The organism is Corynebacterium frankenforstense (assembly GCF_030211955.1).
GTDB lineage: Bacteria > Actinomycetota > Actinomycetes > Mycobacteriales > Mycobacteriaceae > Corynebacterium > Corynebacterium frankenforstense_A.
Genome location: NZ_JASODI010000003.1, coordinates 151213 through 172067 on the forward strand (window position 1 = coordinate 151213; position 20855 = coordinate 172067).

The window sequence follows — 20855 nt, forward strand, 5'->3', positions numbered from 1 at the left end:
AAGGAAGACACCATGGTGCTGCGACACCTCGAATACGGCCCGACCGCCGGCGAGACCGGGCGCGACGGAGCCACGGCCCCGGTCGTCCTGCTCGGCTCGATCGCCTCGGACCCGGACATGTGGCTCCCCCAGCTCGACGCGCTGGCCCGCGACCGCCGCGTCATCGCGCTGAACTACCACGGCCACGGCGGCACGCCCGTGCCCGCCGGCGCCCCGACCGACATGTCCGGGGTGACCGCCGAGGTGCTGGCCACCCTCGACGGACTCGGCGTCGAGGACTTCGACGTCGTCGGGCTCTCCCTGGGCGGGGCGATCGCCCAGGCGCTGGCCGCCGGCTCACCCCGGGTGCGCCGCGCGGCGTTCCTGTGCACGGCCACCTCCTTCGGCGGCGCCGAGAAGTGGAACGCCCGCGCCGAGCTCACCTCCGCCGAGGGCATGGCGCCCATGGTCGACGGCGTGCTGGACCTGTGGGTGACCCCCACCTTCCGCCGCGACCACGCCGCGACCACCGGCCGGCTGCGGGACATGATCGCCGCCACCGACGGCGCCGGCTACACCGCCTACGCCCGGGTGCTCGCCGACTTCGACTCGCGCGGCGTCCTGCCGGAGATCACCTGCCCCGTGCTCACCCTGGCCGGTTCCGACGACGTCTCGACCCCGCCCGCGGCCCTCGCGGAGATCGCGGGTCTGGTCTCCGGGCCGGTCGAGTCCGTGGAGGTGCCCGGCGCGCACGTGCCCACCGTCGAGTCCCCGGACGAGGTCACCGAGGCCCTGCGGAACTTCCTCGGCTGAATACCACCGAAATTCGCCACCGGCCCGACGCATCGTCGGACACAGCGACGATAAGGTAGCGGCAACAGCAATCACACTCAGCTTGAGGGCTCAGCCATGCACGTCACGATCTCAACCACCGGGTCGCCGCGGTGAACCGCCACCGCAGCGCGGTCGTGCAGCGCCTGGCCGAGCGCATCTCGAGGTCCGACGGGCCCGGGGCACCGCAGCACCACCGACCTGATGAGTCGGCTTACTCGGGGCTCTACTGCGTCTCCGGCCCCGGTGCGAAAGACGGAGCTCGCGCGGCGGCGACCGCGACCGGGTGGCGGGTCGCCGAGACCCGTGCACTCGGGGACGGTGATCTACTGCCCCGGATCGAGGACGCCACCCGGACCGACGGAGACCTGGTCGTCGTCGTCGAATCAATGGACCGGTGCCTGCCGGAGGAACTCTCCGACCTTGAGCGTGCGGTCTTCACACGCCATGCGGAGGGCGCCGGGGCCCTCGTCGTGATCGGCACCACCGAGTACCCCGACACGGTGCCCCCGATCGTCTCCCAGGAGGACAGGTTCCGGTTCCCCGCGCTCTCGACCGCGGAGGTCCACGACTACGTCGCCGCACGAACCGGCCGCTGCTCCGTCTCCCGCGCGCTGAGCATTCGCGCCGCGACCGGAGGCCACCCCGCCGAGGTGGACCGCTACATCGACTCCCACGACGCCGACTTCTGGCTCCGGGACGAGCCCGCCGCCACGGGGAAGGATGTCACGGACTCCGTCTCCCGCGGGGACCTCGGGATGGCCGTGCTCCAGCTTGGCGAGCTGACCGCCGCCCACCCCGACGCGGCGTTGATTCACACCTACACCGGTCGGCGGGTCGCGGCCGCCGACGCCCTGGCCACCGGAGTCGGCGAGCGACACCGGCAGCTTTTCGCGCTGGCCGACTGGGACATCCCCGGGCTGGTTGACGGTGCCGCCCCGGAGCTACGCGCTTTCGGCACAGCGGTCCTCAGCGGCACGCGCACGGACATCCCCGGCAACGGCGACCTTCACCATCTCTGCTCCGGATGGCTGGCACTCGCCCACGACGATCCCACCGAAGCTCGCGCCCTCCTGGAGCGCCCCTTCCAATCGCCCCTGCTCGGGTTGTGGGCCAAGGCGGTCCTCGCCCGGTGCCACTTCGTCCTCGGGGACTGGGACGAGGCCCTCCAGGTGGTCGACCAGGGCATCGCAGCCGGAAACCTGATGGGTACACGCCTTCTCACCCCGATGCTGACGTGGACAGGCGCTCAGATCGCCGCCATGCGCGGCAGACACCGACTCGCCCGCGGATACCTGGAGGAGGCGCGAAGCCCCGGGGAGTCCTTCCTGATCCAGAGTCTGCCCGGGGCGATGGCGAGGATGGCCGCCACGGAGGCGGTCGCCGATCTACCTGCGACCGTCCGTGCCGGCGAGCAGCTCAGGACCACACTGACCAACACGGCGAGCAACAAGCTCGGATTCTGGGCCTGGGAGGACATCTACGCTCTGTCCCTGGTTCGCGCCGGGCGCGTGACCGCAGCCGCACGGATCATGGACGAAGCACAGGAGGGAGACATCCCCTCACTGAGGGCGCGCAACATGGTCCCGCGCGCCGCGATCCTCATCCAGGAGGGCTCGCTCTCCGAGGGCACGGACCTACTGGAGTCCGCCGCGGATCTGGCCCGGTCGGCGGCCATCCCTGTCTACGAGGCACGTGTCGCCTTCCAGGCGGGGCTGCTCCTGCGGCGCAACGGAAAGCGCAATCTGGCGGAGAAGCATCTCGGCAGAGCCGCCGAGGTCTACTCCTCCGTAGGCGCGGTCGCGATGGTCGAGGCGTGCGCTTTGGGCAACCGTCGCGGCCTGCACTCCGGAGGCGGGATCGAATTCGACCTGTTGACGCCGCAGGAGAATCAGATCGTCGCGCTGGTCACCGCGGGGGCGACCAACCAGGAGGCCGCCCACCAGCTCTCGGTGTCCGTGAAGACCGTCGAGTACCACCTGACCCGCATCTACCGGAAGCTGGGCGTCGCCGGGAGGGCGGAGCTCAAGGGGGCGGCCCGGGAGGCGTGAGTACGCCTCAGACGGCCACCGGCTCCTGCTGGGCGACCGGACGCGAGCTGTTACGCAGCGTGTGCGAGGTGGAGAAGATCACCGCACCCAGCGCGCCGACGGCGGCGAAGCCGAAGAAGCCCCACGGGTAGGCGTGCCCGGTCGCCGCCAGGGTGCCGGCGAGCAACGGGCCCGAGATCGCACCGAGTCGGCCGATGCCCGCGGAGAAACCCATCGCGGTGGCACGGACCTTGGCCGGGTGATTGGCCGCAGTGAAGGCGTAGATCATGACCTGGGAGGAGAAGACGAAGACGCCGGTGATGAAGACCGCACCGTACAGGGCGACCATCGGCATACGCACCGCGAGCAGCGCGAGGAAGACCGCCGAGGCGGTGAACCAGATCAACGAGACCACGCGGGGCGAGGACCGGTCCGCGACGGCGCCGGCGATCCACAGTCCGACCACCGCGCCCACGTTGAGCACCAGCAGGAAGCCGATCGACGAGCCGATCGGGTAGTCGGCCGCGCGCATGATCTGCGGCAGCCAGGTGTTCAGGCCGTACACGAGGAGCAGCCCCATGAACGAGGCGCCCCAGATGGCGACGGTGTTGCGGCGCAGGGTCGGGGTGAAGAGGGCGGCCACGGAGTTGGTGTCCTTGGTCTCCTCGACGGCCCCGTGGTCGAAGTCGTCGCTCAGCGGCAGGTCGTAGAGGGCGGCGATGCGGCGGGCCTCGTCCTCGCGTCCCTTGGCCATGAGGTACTGGGGAGACTCCGGCAGGAGCCAGATCATGAACGGGACGAGCACCAGACCGGCGACGCCGCCGATGATGAACATGATCGGCCAGCCGTGGTCCTGCAGCATCCAGAGCCCGAGCAGAGCGGTGAGCACGGCGCCGACGTGGTAGCCGGTCATCAGGGTCGTGGAGGCCGAGCCGGCCTTCGCGCCGCCCCGGAACTCGGTGAGCAGCGCCATGCCGATGGGCAGGCAGCCGCCCAGTCCCGCACCGGCGATGAAACGCAGCACGATGAAGACCGTGACGGACGGGTGGAATCCCAGCGGCACGGTCAGCGCCGAGAAGCTGGCCACCGCGAAGATCACGACCCACTTGCGTCCGAAGTGGTCGGTCAGCCAGCCTGCGGTCATCGCACCGAACATCATGCCGACCAGGCCGGCGGTGGTGATCTGGGTGGCCTGGCCCGCGGTGAGGTGCCACTCGGGGTCCTCGAGCATCGAGGGCAGCACCGTTCCGAGGATGACCAGGTCGAAACCGTCGAACATCGCGGCGATCCACAGCACGCCCACCACCGGGAAGATGGCGCGACGTGGGGTCTGGTCGGCGACCCGGCGCCGGGTGGTCGTTCCCATGTTTTCTCCTTGAGGGTCTGAGCCGCGGCACGCACGCGCCGCGGCGGGGGCTGAATCAGTCGAAGACGGGCAGGTCGGCGCCGACGTACTGCTCGGCGTGGTAGCGGCGGCCGGCCTCGGAGCGCAGGACGGCGTCCAGCTCAGCGACGCGGCGGTTCGCCTCGAACCGGGTCTCACCGGGGGCGGCGTGCAGCATGGTGGACATCCAGTAGGAGAAGTGCTGGGCACGCCAGATGCGGGGCAGCGCGATCGAGCTGTAGTCCGCGAGGAGACGCTCGTCCTTGTCCTTCACGGCGCGGGCGAGCGCCGGGGCGAGCACCGCGACGTCGGCAACCGCGAGGTTGAGGCCCTTCGCACCCGTCGGCGGCACAGTGTGGGCGGCGTCGCCGGCGAGGAAGAGGCGGCCGTGCTGCATGGGCTCGGTGACCGCGGAGCGGAAGCGCAGCACGGACTTGTCGAAGATCCGGCCCTCGGCGACCTGGAGGTCCTCGGAGTCGACGCGCAGGTGCAGCTGCTCCCAGATCCGGTCGTCCGACCAGTTCTCCGGGTCGTCGTTCGGGTCGCACTGCAGGTAGTAGCGCTGGATGTCGTCGGTGCGTGTCGAGATGAGCGCGAAGCCCTCCGGGTGGGTCGCGTAGATGAGCTCCTTCTGCGTCTTGGGCCCGTCGACGAGGATGCCGAACCACGCGTAGGGGTATTCGTGGCGGGAACGCGCGCCACCGGTGGCCTCGACCACGCGGGCGCGGTACGGGGACTTCGACCCGTCCGCCGCGACGACGTAATCGCAGGTGATCGTCTCCTGCGTACCGTCGGCGGTGGTGTAGCGCACCTGCGACGGGACTGAGTCGTCGTCCGTCCCGGTGACATCGTCGACGGTGGTCTCGAACAGGATGGTCCCGTCATCGGCCAGGCGCCGTGCGATGAAGTCCTTGAGGTACTCGTGCTGGGGGTAGACGGCCACGTTGTGCCCGGTCAGCTCGGTGAGCGCGATACGGGTCCGCTTGCCCTCGATCGAGATGTCGATGCCCTCGTCGATGTCGGCCTCGCGGTCCATCCGGTCGCCGACGCCGGTCTCGCGCATGAGGTTCATCGTGCCCTGCTCGAGGATCCCGGCGCGCACGGTGTTCTCGACGTCCTCCCGGGAACGGGACTCGATGACGACGGACTCCACCCCGCGGAGATGGAGGAGGTGGGACAGCGTCAGGCCGGCGGGACCGGCACCGATGATGACGACGGGAGTCTGAACGGGCACGATGCGCCCTCCTTTCATGAGGTTTTGCGACGGGGTCGCTCGGGAGTCAGTGCAGAGTTCGGCGGAGGCTCACTCGGCGTCGTTGACGGCGGCGTCGAGAAGCTTGAAGGCGTGGTTGGAGTTGGGCACACCCGCGTAGATGGCGGTGTGGAGGAGCAACTCGCCCAAGGTGTCGGCGGACACCCCCGCGCGCAGGGCTGCGCGCAGGTGCATGTCGAGTTCGCCGTCGTTGCCGACGGCGGTGAGAATCGCGATGGTCAGCAGCCGGCGCTGGGTCTCGTCGAGGGTGCCGCGGTTCCAGATGTCACCCCAGGCGGTGCGGGTGATGAAGTCCTGGAACTTCTCGGTCACGGGGCTCTGGCGGGTCAGTGCACGGTCGACGTGGGCGTCGCCGAGAACTTGGCGACGCATGCGCATGCCCGCCTCGTAGGCGGCCTCACGGCCGGTGCGGTACGCGTCGTCGTCCGGGATGTCGGTGCCTTCGGGGCTCATCAGAGCCTCCTTTCGTTGTCAGGTTCGTTCACGATCAGGTCCACCAGCTCGGCGGCGTGCCCGGGGTTCTGGTCCCCGGTGGGGCACGCCGCCAGGTTCTCCGCCATGCGGCCGGTGTCGACGGCCAGTCCGTCCACCGCTGCCCCGAGCCGGGCCAGGGCCGAGGCAGAGACGGCGGCCAGTTCGCGCACCGTCTGCCATTCGGCGTGCCAGGCCCCGTCAGCACGCTGGTGGCGCTGGTCCATGGACTGGAAGAGGGTGGCCGCGAGCCCGGGGGCCCGCAGGGCGTAGCCGCGGGCTGCGACGGAGGCTGCGGGGTTGGCCTTGTGCGGCATCGCCGAGGACCCGCCCGGGCTCGGTTCGCGGACCTCTCCGACCTCACCGGCGCTGAGCGCGACGATGTCGCCGGCGATCTTGGACACGGCACCGGTGAGCTGGACGAGTGCCGCGGCGATGCGCACCACCGGTGAACGGTCGGTGTGCCACACCAGCGGACGCGAGGCCAGGTCGGTCCGGGCGGCGAGCGCCTCGTGCACCGCGATGCCGTGGGGGAAGGCCGACGTGAGGTTTCCGGAGGCGCCGGCGTACTGCACCGGGAACTCCAGGTCGGACAGCGAGGTCCGGGCGGCGTCGATCCCCTGCCACCAGTTCGCGGCCACGCAACCGAAGGTGGTCGGCGTCGCCTGTTGTCCGAGGGTGCGCGCGATCATCGGCGTGTCCCGGTGGGCTCGTGCCAGGTCCGCGAGGTCCCCGGCGAGCCGGTCGACGTCGCCGAGGAGATCCGCGACGGCGTCACGGAGGCAGATCATGAGCGCCGTGTCAATGGCGTCCTGGCTCGTCGCACCGACGTGGATGCCGGTCGGGTCGACCGCCCGGAGAGCGGTCACCAGCGGGATGGCGGGATTCGCCCCGGCGACCGACTCCCTGCTCAGGGTGTCGAGGTCGAGTTCGACCCCGTCGATGGTCCGGATCCCCTGCTCCGCCTCAGCCGTGACGATCAAGCCCGCCTCCGCTGCCGCGTGAGCGAGCTCCCGCTCGAAGGTCACCAGGGCCGCGAGGAAGGCGGCGTCCGACAGCTTCCGGTGCGCGGCGGGCTCACCGGCGGCGAGGTCGGAATAGGTGTTCCTGCTCAGTTCCCGGACCACTGCGCACCCACGTCCTGCGGCTCTTCCCCTTCGAGTGCGAAGAACGGCGTCTCGCGGTCGGGGTTCTCCTCCTGCATCTGGATGCGCATGACGTAGGCGCCCTCGGACTTCTCGGCGACGAGCAGTCCGCGTCGGCTCTCCGGGACGATGCCGAGCACCGGGTCCTTCGCGTTGGCCTCGTCGAACTGAGGGAAGTAGAGGCGGGTGTAGAGGCGCTCGAGCATGCCGCGGGCGAAGACGCCGACGTTGAGGTGCGGGGCCTCATCGCCGCGGGCACCCGGGAGGATGGTCCGGAACGTGACCGTGCCGGTCTCGTCGACCATTCCGCGTCCGAGGCCGCGGAAGCCCTCCGCGCTGGGGCGCTCGCACTCGGGGTCGAGCGGGGAGTTGTAGATACCGCGTTCGTCGGCCTGCCAGACCTCGATCATCGCGTCGGCGATGGGGTCGCCGGCGCCGTCGGTGACCTGGAAGGTCACGTCGACGGCACCGTCGGTGCCGGCCTCCACCATCTCCTCAGAGCCGGGGAGCGTGAGCCCGATGTGGACGTACGGTCCGACGGTCTGCGAGGGGGTGATGCCGAAGGTCGTCTCGTTCTGGTCGCGGATGTCCGACTGCTCGTAGCGGAGTTCGCCGTTCTTTCCGGTGTCGATGTGCATGGGTCGCCTGTCTCCTAGATTGCGTGTGTCCGTGGGTGGGGCGGGCCGGACCGCCCCGGGCCTGCCGGGCTAGATCACCCGGTTCTCGAAGGGGGTGGCACCGCGGCCGCGGAGGACGATGTCGAACTTGAAGCCGAGCGCGTAGTTGTCTCGCGTCTCGTCGTAGTCGAAGACCGAGATCATCCGCTCCCGGGCGCCCTTGGGCACGGAGTTGTAGATCGGGTCCTGGAAGAACATCGGGTCATCCGGGAAGTACATCTGGGTGACCAGCCGCTCGGCGAACTGCCGTCCGTAGAGCGAGAAGTGGATGTGCGCCGGACGCCAGGCATTGTGGTGGTTACCCCACGGGTAGTTGCCCGGCTTGACGGTCCAGAAGTGGTAGTGCCCGTCGGCGTCGGTGATGGTGCGCGCGACGCCGTTGAAGTGGGGATCCAACGGGGCGGGCCAGGAGTCGTTCTTGTGCCGGTACCGGCCGGCGGCGTTGGCCTGCCATGCCTCGACGATCGTGTCGGGCACGGGCTTTCCGTCGAAGCCCAGGACTCGACCGTGGACGTAGATGCGCTGGCCGATGGCTTCGCCGCCGTTCGCCCGCGTCATGTCGTTGTCGATCTCCCCGAAGTCGCGCTCGCCGAAGAGCGGGCCGGTCATCTCCCCCATCCGCTCCGGGATGATCAGGAGATCGTTGTTGGGGTTACGGCGGATGGTGGTCCGGTACTCGCTGAACCGCAACGGAGCGTAGAGACCGGAGGTAGTGCTGAGGTAGGGCTGGTCCATGACCTCCACCTTTCTTCACGTTCAGCATTCTTAGTGATCCACACCTCACCCTAACTATTGTGCACTCAGCGTCCGAATGTTCACAATGCGAACATGATGACCTGCACAAAAGCCTTTTCACCTGCACTTTCCCGCCCGACCCCGCCCCCTAGGGGGTAGTTAGGGGTGGCCGCTAGGGCCACGAATTCCGTGGCGCCAGTCACTCTCGCCTGAGGCTTCGGCCCCCGACACCCGGGCACCGAGCGTGCCGTTCAGCCCGACCCGGAGATGCGTCGAGGCCGGGATACGGCGGGTGTCACCCCTGCCCGCATCCCGGCCTGAAGCTCCGGAAGTGAGTGTCGCTACTGGTAGAAGCGCGAGAGGAACACCGCGACGACTCCGGGGCGCTCCTCCCCCTCGATCTCGATGGTGCCGTCGGTGACCAGGTGCAGGCCGCCTCCCTTGACCTCCTGAACCTCCCGGACCACGGCATGGAGACGCACGCGGCTGCCCACCTTGACCGGCGAGGTGAAGCGGACCTTGTCGAGGCCGTAGTTGACCTTGGTGCCCACGCCTTCGACGTCAAAGAGCTCGGACCACATCGGAATGATCAGCGACAGGGTCAGGAAGCCGTGCGCGATCGGCGCGCCGAACGGCCCGTCCTTCGCCTTCTCCGGGTCGACGTGGATCCACTGGTGGTCCTCGGTGGCGTCGGCGAAGGTGTTGACGCGCTCCTGGGTGATCTCGATCCACTCGGAGTAGCCGAGGTCCCGGCCGGCCAGCTCCTTGGCCTCCTCGAAGGAAACGACGGTCTTCGGGTCAGTCATCTTCTTGTCCTCTCAGTTTCGGTTGTTGTGGTTCTCGGTTGTTCTGGCCCCGGGCACCTAGACGAAGGCTCCGGTGCCGGTGATGTGTCGTCCGACGATCAGAGCGTTGATCTCGTGTGTGCCCTCGTAGGAGTAGACCGCCTCCGCGTCGGCGTGGAACCGGGCGACGTCGGTGTCCAGGGTGATGCCGTTGCCGCCGCAGACCTCCCTCGCCAGCGCGACCGCCTCCCGCAGGTTGGCCGCGGTCACCATCTTGGCCAGCGAGGAGTTCTCATCGCGGTACTCGCCCTCGTCCTGCTGTTGCGCGAGGCGGGTGCAGATCGCCAGCGAGGAGGTCAGCAGCCCGAGGGTGCGCGCCAGCTTCTCCTGGATGAGCTGGAAGCTGCCGATCGGCCGCCCGAACTGTTCCCGCTGCCGGACGTAGCGGACCGCGGCCTCGTAGGCGCCGGCCGTCGCCCCGCAGGCGATCCAGGAGACGTCGGCCCGCATGCGCCGCAACAGCCCGGCGACGTCCTTGAACGAGTTGACGTTGCGGAGCCGGGCGTCGTCGTCGACGACGACGCCGGTGTAGGCGATCTCCGCGTTCTGCATGATGCGCAGGGAGGCCTTGCGCTTGATCTTGGTCAGCGTCACCCCGTCGGCCTCACGCGGCACCAGGAACGCCTTGACCTGGCCGTCGGCCTCGTCCCGGGCGAAGGTGCAGAGCACGTCCGCCAGGAAGGCGCCGCCGATCCAGCGCTTCGCGCCGTTGATCTCCCAGCGTCCGTCATCGAGACGGCGCGCCGAGGTGGCCAGCCCGCCCGCTACATCGGATCCGTGGTCCGGCTCGGTCAGGGCGAAGACACCGTGCAGCTCGTAGTCGGCCACCTGGCGACCGAGTTTTTCGGCCTGTTCCTCGCCCCCGCCGTAGAGACATGCCGTCCGGAAGAGTCCGGCCTGGGCGTTGAAGAACGTGGCGACGTTGACATCGCACCGGGCCAGCTCGAAGCTGCGGAACCCGGTGAACAGCTCCCGCTGCCGGCCTTCGCCCGTCAGTTCCTCCGGTTCGATCAGACGCAACCCCTCCAGCGGTTCGATGATCTCCCCGGGAAAGCGGTCCTCGTCCCAGGCGTCGTTGAGCCAGGGCTTGACGTCGTCACGCAGGGTCTCGCGCAGACGGGTCAACGCAGCCTGCTCGGCGTCGGTGAGGTGGGCCGCGAAGCCGAGGACGTCCGAGTCGAGCACGAACTCACTCATGGTCGTTCCTCTCTCCCGCCGAGTCCCGCTCACCGAGGATCCGCACGGCGTTCGCCTTCATGATCAGGGGGCGCACCGCGTCGTCGATGGGCAGCGAATCGAACGCCTTGAGCCACTTGTCCGGGGTGATCAGCGGGAAGTCCGTGCCGAAGACGAGCTTCCGCTTGAGTACGCTGGAGGCCTGCTTGACCAGGGACTCCGGGAAGTACTTCGGCGACCAGCCGGACAGGTCGATGTAGACGTTGGCTTTGTGGGTCGCCATGGAGTTCGCCTCGTCCTGCCAAGGCACGGACGGGTGCGCGAGGATGATGGTCAGTCCGGGGAAATCCGCCGCGACGTCGTCGAGGAGCAGCGGGTTCGAGTAGCGCAGCTTGATGCCCCGGCCGCCGGGGAGCCCGGCGCCCATCCCGTTCTGGCCGGTGTGCGAGACGATCGGCAGCCCGATCTCCTCCAGCTCGCGCCACAGCGGGTAGAACTCCCGGTCGGAGGGGTCGAAGCCCTGGACCGAGGGGTGGAACTTGAAGCCGCGGACCCCCAGCTCCTCCGCCTGTCGGCGCGCCTCCTTCAGAGCTGCGGCACCGGTGCGGGGGTCGACCGACCCGAACGGGATCAGCACGTCGCTGTGCCGGGCGCAGCCCTCGACGAGGTCGTCGATCGAGTTCGGCTCGTGGTCGAACTGTGTTCGTGCGTCGATGGTGAACACCACCGCCGCCATGTTGCGCTCGCGGTAGATCTCGGCGATCGCGTCGATCGACGGAGTGCGCTCACCGGTCTTGAAGTACTTGGCGGAGGCCTCGAAGAAGTCCTCGGGCAGCGCCTTGTGCCCGCACGAGTCGACCTCGAGGTGGACGTGCATGTCGATGGCGTCGATCGACCCGAAGTCCACCGACGACCGGTACACGACGCCGTCGCCTTCGTTCGTACGCGTCATGATCTTCAGTCCTTCGGCTTCAGCTCGTCAGGCAGCTCCGGGAACTTCTCCCCCACGTCCTGGAGGTTCTCCTTGACGATGGCATTGCCGCGGTCCGACGTGGTCGAGAAGTCCCAGCCACCGTCGTGGTACTCCTCGGCGACGGGCTGCGGGTGGCTCCACACCTGCAGACGGTCACCGCCGGCGCCGAGGACCTGGCCGGTGATGCCGTCCGCCTCCGAGGACGCCAGGAAGGCGACGACGCCGGCGACGTCGTCCGCGGGCCCGAAACCGAGGTCCTTGCGGAAGAAGTCCGGCATCGGCTCGCCGCGCTCGTCCGCCTCGACGGCGGCACGGAAGTAGGGGACCGTCTTGGTCATGGCGGTCGCCGCGACGGGGATCACGGCGTTGACGGTGACCCCCGCCTTCTTCATCTCGAGCGCCCAGGTGCGGACCATGCCGACGATTCCGGCCTTGGCGGCCGCATAGTTGGTCTGCCCGAAGTTGCCCCGCTGCCCCGTCGGCGAGCCGATGCAGACGATGTGCCCGGCGACACCGTTCTCCTTGAAGTACTTGTAGGCGGCGCGCACGCAGGTGAAGGTGCCGCGCAGGTGCACGTGGATGACCGCATCGAAGTCCTCGTCGGTCATCTTCAGCAGGGACTTGTCCCGCAGGATGCCGGCGTTGGTCACCAGCGCGTCCAGTCGCCCGAAGCTGTCGACGGCCGTCTGGACGAGCTGATCGGCGGCGGCGGAGTCGCCCACGGGGACCACCGCCGCGACCGCCTCCCCGCCGGCAGAGCTGATCTCGTCGACCACCGCGCCGGCGGCGTCCTCGCTGACGTCGTTCACAACGACCTTGGCGCCCTGGCGGGCGAGCTCGAGCGCGTAGGCCCTACCGAGACCCGCACCGGCACCGGTGACGATGACACTGGATCCGGAGAGAGACATGACTGGGTCCTCCTTCATATTCTGGGGTTCGTGTTGCTCACATCACATGCAAACAAAAACCGTTAAGATTGTCAACCGTTTTGGGAAAGTTTCTCCCGGATCGGGACGACCCTCACAAGGGACGTTCCCCCGCCTCCACACCACCCGCCCGCCGGTAGGATCGAGACAGATCCCGCCTGCACCAGGAAAGGCCCCGCCACAGATGCGCACGCACACCCAGACCCGCCGCCCCGGCCCCGAACGCTTCCTCGGAACCGAGCTCGCACACGAGATCCAGTTCCTCCTCGCCCGCACCAGCGCCCGGGGATCCGCACGGGCGAACGCCATGCTCAAACCTCTCAAGCTCAAGGTGCGGCAGTACTCGGCCCTGTCCATCGCCGCCTCGGGACTGCGCCCCACCCAGCGAGAAATGGCCTTTTTCCTGCAGCTCGACCCCAGCCAGGTGGTGCCGATCCTGGATCAGCTCGAGGACCGCGGACTGATCAACCGGGAGACGGACCCCAACGACCGGCGCTCGAGACTCATCGTCGCCACCGAGGCCGGCATGGACCTCTACCGACGCGCGCACGAGACAACGCTCGCCTCAGAGGACATCACCCTCGACACGCTGACGCCCCGCGAGCGCGAGCAGCTGCGAACCCTCCTGATGAAGATCGTCATCTAGCCCCCCTCCGAACCGAATCACGACAATGTTCCAGGAGAAAATTGCACTTCGATAACCGTTGACAACTTCAACGCTTTATGGTTTCTTAGGCAATGTGATCTAGCACATACCTAAGGACCTGAGATGACTCCAACCACTCCCCGGGGCAGTGTCGACTCCGCCGTCACCGCCACCGTCGAGCACCGCTCCGGTGCCGGAAACCGACGTGACCCCGACAGCGTCAAGCACGACAGGGAGGCTCGGCGCGTAATCCTGTCGAGCTACCTCGGATCAACCATCGAGTTCTACGACTTCCTGCTCTACGCCTCGGCGTCCGCGCTGGTTTTCCCGCACATCTTCTTCACCAATCTCGACCCTATCGCCGGCACCATCGCCTCCTACGGGACATTCGCCGCCGGCTACATCGCCCGCCCCCTCGGCGGGATGATCTTCGGGCACTTCGGCGACCGGGTCGGCCGCAAGAAGATGCTCATGATCTCGATGTTCATCATGGGCATCGCCTCCACCCTCATCGGCCTCGTCCCACCCGCCTCCGCCATCGGCCCGATGGGAGCGGTGATCCTGGTGATCCTCCGTTTCTCGCAGGGTATCGCCGTCGGCGGCGAGTGGGGCGGCGCCGCTCTGATGGCGCTCGAGCACTCCCGCAGCGGACGCAGGGGTTTCGCGGCCGCCTTCACCAACGCGGGAGCGCCCTCCGGAGCCGCTCTCGGCACGTTCGTGCTCGGGACCTTCGCCGCGGTCCTCCCCCCGGAGGAGTTCCTCGCCTGGGGCTGGCGTATCCCGTTCCTACTCTCGTTCGTTCTGCTGATCCTGGGCCTCGTCGTCCGCCGTGCGGTCTCGGAGTCGCCGGTGTTCCAGGCGGCCGTAGCCAAGGCCGAGACCGGCGAACAGTCCCGTCCGAAGATCCCGCTGTTCGAGGTCCTCCGACGCCCCCGCGCCCTGGTGCTGACCATGCTCGGCGCCGCCTCCGGATTCGCACTGCAGGTGCTGCTGTCGACATTCTCGGTCAGTTTCGCCGCGGAGCAGGGCGCCGAGCGCTCCCACGTGCTCTACGCGTTCGCAGTCGCCTCCGTCCTGCAGATCCCCGCGGTCGTCTTCTTCGGCCACCTCTCGGACCGGTTCGGCCGCCGGCCCGTCATCCTCCTCGGGCTCGTCGTCTTCGTCCTGTACCTGTTCCCGTTCTTCAACCTTCTGGGCACGCAGAACATCTGGCTGATCCTGGTCGCCTTCACGCTGGCCCTCGGGATCCACGCCGCCGTCTACGGGCCGCTGGCGGCCTTCATCTCGGAGCAGTTCGGCACCTCCGCCCGCTACACCGGTGCCTCGCTGGGCTACCAGTTCGCCACGCTGATCGGCGCCGGCTTCACGCCCACCATCCTCGCCTCTCTCTACGGGAGTACCGGCGGCACCTCGCTGACCCCGGTGATCGGATTCCTCGCCGGCATGGCGATCATCTCCGCAGTCGCCATCTACCTCACCGGTGAGAGCAGGGACGTGAACCTGCACACCCACAGCCACTGACCCACCGCACGACCCAGACCCCACTACCCGTCTAGGAGCATCATGATCAACCACGGAATCGGAGACTGGATCCGGCGCCGCGCCGCCAAGTCCCCCGACAACATCGCCCTCGTCCACGGCGACGCCACGTTGACTTACACGCAGCTCGAGGAGCGTATCAACCGGTTGGCGGACTCGCTCTCCCGTCAGGGTGTGCACCAGGGCGACCGGGTAGCCTTCCTCGGCGAAAACCACCCGGCGTTCATGGAGACCCTCTTCGCGTGCGGCGCCGTCGGCGCGGTATTCGTCCCGCTGAACACTCGGCTTGCCGCACCAGAGCTGGAGTTCCAGCTCGTGGACTCCCGGTCGAGGACCTTCGTGGCCACCGAGGGCCTGGCCGACCTCGCTGTCGACGCGGCACGCGACTCCGACGTCGAGCGCATCTTCATCGTCGGCGACGACCCCTCCGTCGACGCGCAGGGCCTGGAGTCCTCCGTCTCCGGGTACGAACAGCTCATCTGCGACGGCGGGAACGTCCGGCAGACCACAAAGGTCAGCCTAGAGGACGCCGCGATCATCCTGTACACCTCGGGCACGACGGGCAATCCCAAGGGTGCGATCATCACGCACGGCAACATCACCTGGAACGCGATCAACGTCATCATCGAGTTCGACTACGGCGCGAGCGACGTCGCCCTGATGGTCTCCCCTATCTTCCACGTGGCCTCCCTCGGAATGGGCGTCATGCCCACCCTGCTCAAGGGCGGTGCGGTCGTCCTCGAGGAGAAGTTCGAGCCGGGCAGCGCGCTCAAGCTCGTCGAAAAGTGGAAGGCGACCACACTCTCCGGGGTGCCCACCACCTTCCAGATGCTGGCCGACCACCCCGACTGGCACAACACGGATCTGAGCTCACTGCGCAACCTCACCGTCGGCGGCTCGGCCGTGCCGGACCGCATTCTCTCCGCGTTCGAGCAGCGGGGGCTCCGGTTCACCATGGGCTACGGCATGACGGAGTCCGGCCCCGCCGCCACCTCGCTGCCGGCCCAGTTCTCCCTGGACAAGAAGGGATCGAGCGGACTGCCTGTCTTCCACACCCAGGTTAGGATCGTCGACCCGGTCGGCAACCCCGTCCCCGCCGGCACCGCGGGTGAGATCCAGCTCCAGGGCCCGAACGTCATCTCGGCCTACTGGAACCGGCCGGAGGCTAACCGGTCCTCCTTCCAGCAGACCAACGACGGCACCTGGTTCTCGACCGGGGACATGGGCTACTTCGACGAAGACGGCTTCATCTACATCTCCGACCGCATCAAGGACATGATCATCTCCGGCGGCGAGAACGTCTATCCGGCGCAGGTGGAGCGGGAGATCGCGCTACTGGACTCGGTCTCCTCCGTCGCCGTCTTCGGTGTCCCCGACGACCGCTGGGGCGAGGTCCCGTGGGCGGTGGTCACGGTCCGCCACGGCCACCAGGTGGAACCCGACGAGATCATCGAGCACCTCCGGACCCGGCTGGCCAAGTACAAGATCCCGAAGCGGATCATCTTCAGCGACCACCTGCCGCGGACCGCCTCCGGCAAGATCCGCAAGAACCAGCTGCGGGACCGCTACTCGCATGCCGAGGAATCGAAAACCCCGGCGTAATCTGGGGGCTCGTGACCGAGTCCCTCCCCCACCTCGTCCTGGGCCCCCTGAGCGCCGCGGACGCCGACCTCCCGGCCGTCACCGACACCACCGACGGGCGCACCGTCACCTTCGGCGAACTGCGCGCGCTCGTCGACGCCGCGGCCACCGAGATCACCGCCCGCCTCGCCGAAACCGACACCGGTACAGGCACCGATACACGAACCCGCCCCGTCGTCGGGCTCAACGCCCCGAACGGCCTGCCCTTCATCGTCGGTTTCTTCGCCTCGCTGGCCGCCGGCGCCGCAGTCACCCCGCTCGGCGCCCAGGCCTCGCGCGCCGAGATCGCCGGCCAACTGAACCGCGTCGACGCCCGCCTGCTGCTGACCACCACAGACGCCGGGCGCGCCGCCGCCGGGGACCTGCACATAGCCGCACTCGACCCGGCACAGCTCACGGCGGCCACCGCAGCCAGCCAGCCCACCGCAACCACCGCCCACGGCGCGGAGACCGCCACGGGGTGCGACGAGGCGTCGGCAATCGAGGGCGCGGCCTGCCTGCCGTTCTCCTCGGGGACGACGGGCACGCCGAAACCGGTGGTGCTCACCCACGCCAACTTGGTGGCGAACGTGCGGCAGATGTCGGCCGCGCTCGACGCGTGCGGGATGCGGCGCGACTGGCCGATCGCCGCGCCGCTGCCGTTCGCGCACGTCTACGGGCTCACGGTGCTGATGTGCACCACGCTGTACCGCCGCAACCACCTCGTCGTCCTCGACGGCTTCGACCCCGCGACCTTCCTGAGGCTGCACCAGCAGCACAACGTCGCCTGGAGCTACGTCGCACCCGCGATCCTGGCGCGCCTGGCCGCCGACGGCGTGCCCGAAGGCGTCGACCTCTCCGCGCTGCGCGTCGTGCTCTCGGGCGCGGACACGCTCAGCGCCGAGCTGGCCGCGCGCGCCGCCGGGGTGCTCGGCTGCGAGGTCATCCAGGGCTACGGGCTCACCGAGGCCGCGCCCGTCACCCACGTCAACGTGCGCGGCGTCGACGACCCCGCCACGCTGGGCACGCCCGTGGAAGACACGGACGTGCGCGTCATGCGCGCGGGCCACGAGGTGCTCTCCCCCGGCGAGGCCGGCGAGATGTGGGTGCGCGGGCCCCAGGTGACCTGCGGCTACCTCGGCATGCCCGAGGCGACGGCGGAGGCGCTCGTCGACGGCTGGCTGCGCACCGGCGACGTCGTCCGCCTCGGCGCGGGGTCCGTGCGCGCCGGCCGCATGACCGGCCGGGACCTCACCGTGATCGGCCGGGCCAAGGAGATCATCAACCACAACGGCTTCTCCGTCTCCCCCGCCGAGGTCGAGGAGCGCCTGCGCGCGCACCCGATGCTTGCCGACGCCGCCGTCGCCGCGTGGCGTCGCCCCGGGCGCGGCGAGGCGCCGCGGGCGGTGGTGGTGCTTGCCGACGCCGCGTCGCACCCGGCAGGCGCGGAGCTTTCGGCGCGGCTGCGTGACTGGGTGGGCGCGGAGCTGGCGGACTACAAGGTGCCGGTGCGCTTCGACGTCGCCGACGCCGTGCCGCGCACGGCCACCGGGAAGGTGGCGCGCACGCGGCTGAGCGAGGGCTGGGACAGCGAGGGCTAGTCCGGGTCTAGGCCGCCGGGACGGCCGCGCCGACCTGGCGCAGCGCGGCGGTGGCGTAGAGCTCGGCGAGGTCCTCGGCCGGGTGGCGCCCGGCGGGGTCGAACCAGAGGGCCACGCCGATGCCCATGTCGATCAGCGCGTAGACGGTGATCTTGAGGTCCTCGACGTGGAACTCGCCGCGCTCGATGCCGGCGGCGACGATCTTCTCCCAGCGCACCACGTAGTCGCGGCGCAGGCCGGTCACGGTGTCGCGGTCGGCCTTCTCGAGGCTGTTGATCTCGTTGTTGACCACCTTGACCGCCCGGGCGTTGTGCGCGTGGAAGACCACGTGCGAGCGCATCGCGGCGGCCAGCGCCTCGGCCGGGTCCCCGATGCCGGCGACGGCGGCGTCGTGGACCTCGAGCAGCCGGCCCATCCAGTGGACGCACAGATCCGCGAGCACCTGCTGTTTGGAGTCGACGTGGTTGTAGAGGCTGGAGGCGCGCATCCCGCACTCGCGGGCGATGTCCTCCATGCCGGTGCCGTGGTAACCGCGCTCGGCGAAGAGCTTCATCGCCGCCTGCGCGATCTGGTCCCTGCGCCGCGTGTTTGCCATGGTGTTCCAGACTAGTTCGCGGTGGCGCCGACGCGGTCGGCACCACCGGGGACGGGGGTGACGGCGGACCTCGCCGCCGCCACCGGGGTGGTCGGGGTGGGCCGGTCAGTTCTTGAGCGGCCGACGGGTCTTGGCCATGTGCGCGGCGCGCTCCGCGTTGGCGGGCAGCACGAGCACGGCCGCGGCCTCGGCGGTCTCCCGCGTGGTCAGCTCGTCGGCGGGGATGGTCGTCGGGTCGCCCTCGCGGGCGGTGTAGACGGCGGCGACGGCCTGGCCGATGCGCGCGTCCGTCTCCGATCCCTCGGTCCACTCCAGCGCCGGGGCGTCCGCCGGGCGCAGCGGTAGGTCGCGCACGCCCGGCTCGGAGTAGTCCTGGCCGGCCAGCTCGCGGGCGAGCTCGAGGGCCTCGGCGATGACGTGGTCGGAGGAGAGCACGATCCGGTCGGCCGGGCGCAACACGCCCTTGGCGCGTGCCGGGAAGGCGCCCGGGATCTTCTTGGCGGACATGATCAGCTCGAAGGCCGCGGCGTGCGGGTCCTCGGCGCCGGAGTCGATGGCCCGCTCGAGGGTGCGGGCGGTGCCGCCCCAGGCCGGGAAGAGGCCGACCTCGCGCTCGGGGAAGCCCAGGCGGGTCTCGGCGTGCACGGCCGAGGCGTCGGTGTGCAGCAGCAGCTCGAGCCCGCCGCCGAGGGCGACGCCGCGCACCGCACCGACGACGGGGAAGGGCGCGCGGCGCAGGGCCTCCAGGGAGCGCACGCCGTCGCGCATGAGGTCGGCGCAGGCCTCCTCCTCGCCGGCGGCGGCCAGCCCGGAGAGCACGCCGAGGTCCGCGCCGGCGGAGAAGACGCGCTCGTCGTCGCCGGCGATGACCAGGGCGCGCACCCCGTCGAGCCCGGCGACCTCGCGGAAGACGGCGAGCACGTCCGGGTGGCAGGAGCTCATCGGGGTGTTGATGGTCAAAACGGCCACGCCCTCGTTCTCGCCGGTCAGGGCGGAGACCTCGGCCTTGTCGTTGCCGGCGATCCGCTCGGCGTCGGCGGTCAGCGCGGCGACGGTGACCACCCCGGCGCGCTCGAGACGCGCGGCGGTCTTCCCGGAGCCGTCGAGGACGGTCTCGCCGGTGGGGCCCGCCGGGTAGAAGCCGCCGGCGGCGACGGCCTTGCTCAGCAGCTCAGGGACGGTCTCGAAGTCTGCGGAGGCCTCGTAGGCGTCGACGAGGTTGTCCAGGCCGATGGCGTCGGCCAGGGCGAAGGGGCCGCGCTTCCAGCCGTAGCCGAGCTGGATGGCCAGGTCGATGTGCTCGACGGTGTCGGCGATCTCGTCGGCCACCGCGCAGCAGTAGGCCAGGGTGTGCAGGTAGACGTCGCGGGCGTAGCGGCCGGCCTCACTGTCGGTGGCGATGACCCCGGCGGCGGTCTTCTCGCCGACGGCCGGGTCGGCGGCCGGGTCCGGCTTCTCGATCGGGCGGTAGTCGTCGGCGGCGAAGTCGTAGACCTCGCCGCGGCCGCGGTAGAAGCCGCTCTCCCCGGTGCGCCCGGTCAGCCCCTTGTCCAGCAGAGTCTTCAGCTCGGGCGAAGACGAGATGTCGAAGCGGTGGTAGGCGTCGGACTCCGGCAGGGCCTTGAGCAGGCTGCCCCAGATGGCGGGCACCAGCTGCAGGCCGACGTAGTCGAAGAGGCCGAAGATGCCGGTGCGCGGCACGCCGAAGGGCTTGCCGAAGACGGTGTCGGCCAGCTCCGGGCGCACCCCGCGGTCGAGGGCGAGCGCGGCGCCGACGGACATCCAGAAGTTGCCCACGCGGTTGGCGATGAAGCCGGGGGTGTCGCGGCAGTCCACGACGACCTTGCCCAGCTGGCGCTCGGCGATGGCGCGCAGGCGCTCGACGGTGCCCTCGGAGGTCTGCGGGCCGGCGACGAGCTCGACGAGGCGCATCACGCGCGGCGGGTTGAAGAAGTGGATGATGGCGAAGTCGCCGAGCAGGTCGGCGTCCATGCCCTCGGTCAGCTGGGCCAGCGGGATGGTGGAGGTGTTCGAGCTGACCGGGGTGCCGGGGGCGCGGTGGACGGCGATCTTGGCGAAGGTCTGGTGCTTGACGTCGAGGTCCTCGAAGACGGCCTCGACGATCCACTCGGCCTCGCCGAGGCGGTCGAGGTGGTCCTCGATGTTGCCCGGGGTGACGCGGGCGGCGAACTCGGGGTCCATGAAGCCGCGCTGCTTGACCTGGCGCTCGACGCCGGCCCTGGCGCGGGCGTCGCGGTCGCCCTCGTCGGCGGGGATGTCGAGCAGGTGTACGTTGACGCCGGCGTTGGCCAGGTGGGCGGCGATGCCGGAGCCCATGGAGCCGGCGCCGATGACGGCGGCGGTGCGGATGATCTGCTGGTTGTCGGTGCTCACTGCGGTTCTCCTGAG

General features: G+C 69.5%; 18 protein-coding genes. 6 read left to right on the forward strand and 12 right to left on the reverse strand.

The annotated features are described in order from the left end of the window. Positions 1–12 precede the first annotated feature (12 nt). Positions 13–792, forward strand: a complete 780-nt coding sequence (locus QP119_RS02820) for an alpha/beta fold hydrolase (protein ID WP_284773549.1) — start codon at positions 13–15, stop codon at positions 790–792. A gap of 407 nt (positions 793–1199) precedes the next feature. Further along, positions 1200–2861, forward strand: a complete 1662-nt coding sequence (locus tag QP119_RS02825) for a LuxR C-terminal-related transcriptional regulator (protein WP_284773551.1) — start codon at positions 1200–1202, stop codon at positions 2859–2861. 7 nt (positions 2862–2868) lie between these two features. On the opposite strand, the gene QP119_RS02830 is transcribed toward QP119_RS02825, so the two are convergent. From QP119_RS02830 to QP119_RS02875, 10 genes are all read right to left on the reverse strand, one after another. Beyond that, a complete protein-coding gene (locus QP119_RS02830) occupies positions 2869–4206 on the reverse strand; it encodes an MFS transporter (protein WP_284773554.1) in 1338 nt (445 codons plus the stop codon). Positions 4207–4261: 55 nt separating this feature from the next. After that, a complete protein-coding gene (locus QP119_RS02835) occupies positions 4262–5458 on the reverse strand; it encodes a 4-hydroxybenzoate 3-monooxygenase (protein ID WP_284773558.1) in 1197 nt (398 codons plus the stop codon). A 69-nt stretch (positions 5459–5527) separates the two neighbouring features. Continuing rightward, positions 5528–5950 carry a 4-carboxymuconolactone decarboxylase gene (gene pcaC, locus QP119_RS02840; RefSeq protein WP_284773560.1) on the reverse strand — a complete coding sequence of 141 codons (423 nt, stop codon included), beginning with the start codon at positions 5948–5950 and terminating at the stop codon, positions 5528–5530. Then, positions 5950–7095 carry a lyase family protein gene (locus tag QP119_RS02845; RefSeq protein ID WP_284773562.1) on the reverse strand — a complete coding sequence of 382 codons (1146 nt, stop codon included), beginning with the start codon at positions 7093–7095 and terminating at the stop codon, positions 5950–5952. Before QP119_RS02845 ends, pcaC begins: the two co-directional genes overlap by 1 nt. Next, a complete protein-coding gene (pcaG, locus tag QP119_RS02850; protein WP_284773565.1) occupies positions 7080–7751 on the reverse strand; it encodes a protocatechuate 3,4-dioxygenase subunit alpha in 672 nt (223 codons plus the stop codon). The genes QP119_RS02845 and pcaG overlap by 16 nt, the downstream gene beginning before the upstream one ends. Positions 7752–7820: 69 nt before the next feature. Continuing rightward, on the reverse strand, positions 7821–8525 hold the full coding sequence (pcaH, locus tag QP119_RS02855) for a protocatechuate 3,4-dioxygenase subunit beta (RefSeq protein ID WP_284773568.1): 705 nt from the start codon (positions 8523–8525) through the stop codon (positions 7821–7823). Between the two features lie 341 nt (positions 8526–8866). Then, on the reverse strand, positions 8867–9331 hold the full coding sequence (locus QP119_RS02860; RefSeq protein ID WP_284773570.1) for a MaoC family dehydratase: 465 nt from the start codon (positions 9329–9331) through the stop codon (positions 8867–8869). Between the two features lie 57 nt (positions 9332–9388). Then, on the reverse strand, positions 9389–10567 hold the full coding sequence (locus tag QP119_RS02865; RefSeq protein WP_284773571.1) for an acyl-CoA dehydrogenase family protein: 1179 nt from the start codon (positions 10565–10567) through the stop codon (positions 9389–9391). After that, positions 10560–11498, reverse strand: a complete 939-nt coding sequence (locus tag QP119_RS02870; protein ID WP_284773572.1) for an amidohydrolase family protein — start codon at positions 11496–11498, stop codon at positions 10560–10562. The genes QP119_RS02865 and QP119_RS02870 overlap by 8 nt, the downstream gene beginning before the upstream one ends. A 5-nt stretch (positions 11499–11503) precedes the next feature. Continuing rightward, positions 11504–12427, reverse strand: a complete 924-nt coding sequence (locus tag QP119_RS02875; RefSeq protein ID WP_284773573.1) for an SDR family oxidoreductase — start codon at positions 12425–12427, stop codon at positions 11504–11506. A gap of 202 nt (positions 12428–12629) precedes the next feature. Here QP119_RS02875 and QP119_RS02880 point away from each other — a divergent pair, with 202 nt between their 5' ends. The 4 genes from QP119_RS02880 to QP119_RS02895 all read left to right on the forward strand — a co-directional run bounded on the left by QP119_RS02880 (position 12630) and on the right by QP119_RS02895 (position 17851). Then, the gene (locus tag QP119_RS02880; protein ID WP_284773574.1) at positions 12630–13091 is read left to right on the forward strand and encodes a MarR family winged helix-turn-helix transcriptional regulator; all 462 of its coding nucleotides are present in this window, start codon (positions 12630–12632) and stop codon (positions 13089–13091) included. Positions 13092–13214: 123 nt separating this feature from the next. Continuing rightward, positions 13215–14612 carry an MFS transporter gene (locus QP119_RS02885; RefSeq protein ID WP_284773575.1) on the forward strand — a complete coding sequence of 466 codons (1398 nt, stop codon included), beginning with the start codon at positions 13215–13217 and terminating at the stop codon, positions 14610–14612. Between the two features lie 42 nt (positions 14613–14654). Continuing rightward, positions 14655–16232, forward strand: coding sequence for an acyl-CoA synthetase (locus QP119_RS02890; RefSeq protein ID WP_284773576.1), 1578 nt, complete (start codon positions 14655–14657; stop codon positions 16230–16232). A gap of 11 nt (positions 16233–16243) precedes the next feature. Continuing rightward, the gene (locus QP119_RS02895; RefSeq protein WP_284773577.1) at positions 16244–17851 is read left to right on the forward strand and encodes a class I adenylate-forming enzyme family protein; all 1608 of its coding nucleotides are present in this window, start codon (positions 16244–16246) and stop codon (positions 17849–17851) included. A gap of 7 nt (positions 17852–17858) precedes the next feature. Here the strand turns inward: QP119_RS02895 and QP119_RS02900 are convergent, their stop codons facing one another. Continuing rightward, the gene (locus QP119_RS02900; protein WP_284773578.1) at positions 17859–18446 is read right to left on the reverse strand and encodes a TetR/AcrR family transcriptional regulator; all 588 of its coding nucleotides are present in this window, start codon (positions 18444–18446) and stop codon (positions 17859–17861) included. 105 nt (positions 18447–18551) lie between these two features. After that, positions 18552–20840: a 3-hydroxyacyl-CoA dehydrogenase/enoyl-CoA hydratase family protein gene (locus QP119_RS02905; protein WP_284773579.1), complete on the reverse strand. Its 2289-nt coding sequence runs from the start codon at positions 20838–20840 to the stop codon at positions 18552–18554. Positions 20841–20855 lie beyond the last annotated feature (15 nt).

Excerpts from the sequence above, each read along its gene's own strand:
- QP119_RS02875 (WP_284773573.1), bottom strand. The coding sequence starts at position 12,427 with ATGTCTCTCTCCGGATCCAGTGTCATCGTCACCGGTGCCGGTGCGGGT.
- QP119_RS02825 (WP_284773551.1), top strand. The coding sequence starts at position 1,200 with ATGGACCGGTGCCTGCCGGAGGAACTCTCCGACCTTGAGCGTGCGGTC.
- QP119_RS02830 (WP_284773554.1), bottom strand. The coding sequence starts at position 4,206 with ATGGGAACGACCACCCGGCGCCGGGTCGCCGACCAGACCCCACGTCGC.
- QP119_RS02865 (WP_284773571.1), bottom strand. The coding sequence starts at position 10,567 with ATGAGTGAGTTCGTGCTCGACTCGGACGTCCTCGGCTTCGCGGCCCAC.
- QP119_RS02870 (WP_284773572.1), bottom strand. The coding sequence starts at position 11,498 with ATGACGCGTACGAACGAAGGCGACGGCGTCGTGTACCGGTCGTCGGTG.
- pcaG (WP_284773565.1), bottom strand. The coding sequence starts at position 7,751 with ATGCACATCGACACCGGAAAGAACGGCGAACTCCGCTACGAGCAGTCG.
- QP119_RS02885 (WP_284773575.1), top strand. The coding sequence starts at position 13,215 with ATGACTCCAACCACTCCCCGGGGCAGTGTCGACTCCGCCGTCACCGCC.
- QP119_RS02860 (WP_284773570.1), bottom strand. The coding sequence starts at position 9,331 with ATGACTGACCCGAAGACCGTCGTTTCCTTCGAGGAGGCCAAGGAGCTG.
- QP119_RS02890 (WP_284773576.1), top strand. The coding sequence starts at position 14,655 with ATGATCAACCACGGAATCGGAGACTGGATCCGGCGCCGCGCCGCCAAG.
- QP119_RS02880 (WP_284773574.1), top strand. The coding sequence starts at position 12,630 with ATGCGCACGCACACCCAGACCCGCCGCCCCGGCCCCGAACGCTTCCTC.
- pcaH (WP_284773568.1), bottom strand. The coding sequence starts at position 8,525 with ATGGACCAGCCCTACCTCAGCACTACCTCCGGTCTCTACGCTCCGTTG.
- QP119_RS02820 (WP_284773549.1), top strand. The coding sequence starts at position 13 with ATGGTGCTGCGACACCTCGAATACGGCCCGACCGCCGGCGAGACCGGG.
- pcaC (WP_284773560.1), bottom strand. The coding sequence starts at position 5,950 with ATGAGCCCCGAAGGCACCGACATCCCGGACGACGACGCGTACCGCACC.
- QP119_RS02900 (WP_284773578.1), bottom strand. The coding sequence starts at position 18,446 with ATGGCAAACACGCGGCGCAGGGACCAGATCGCGCAGGCGGCGATGAAG.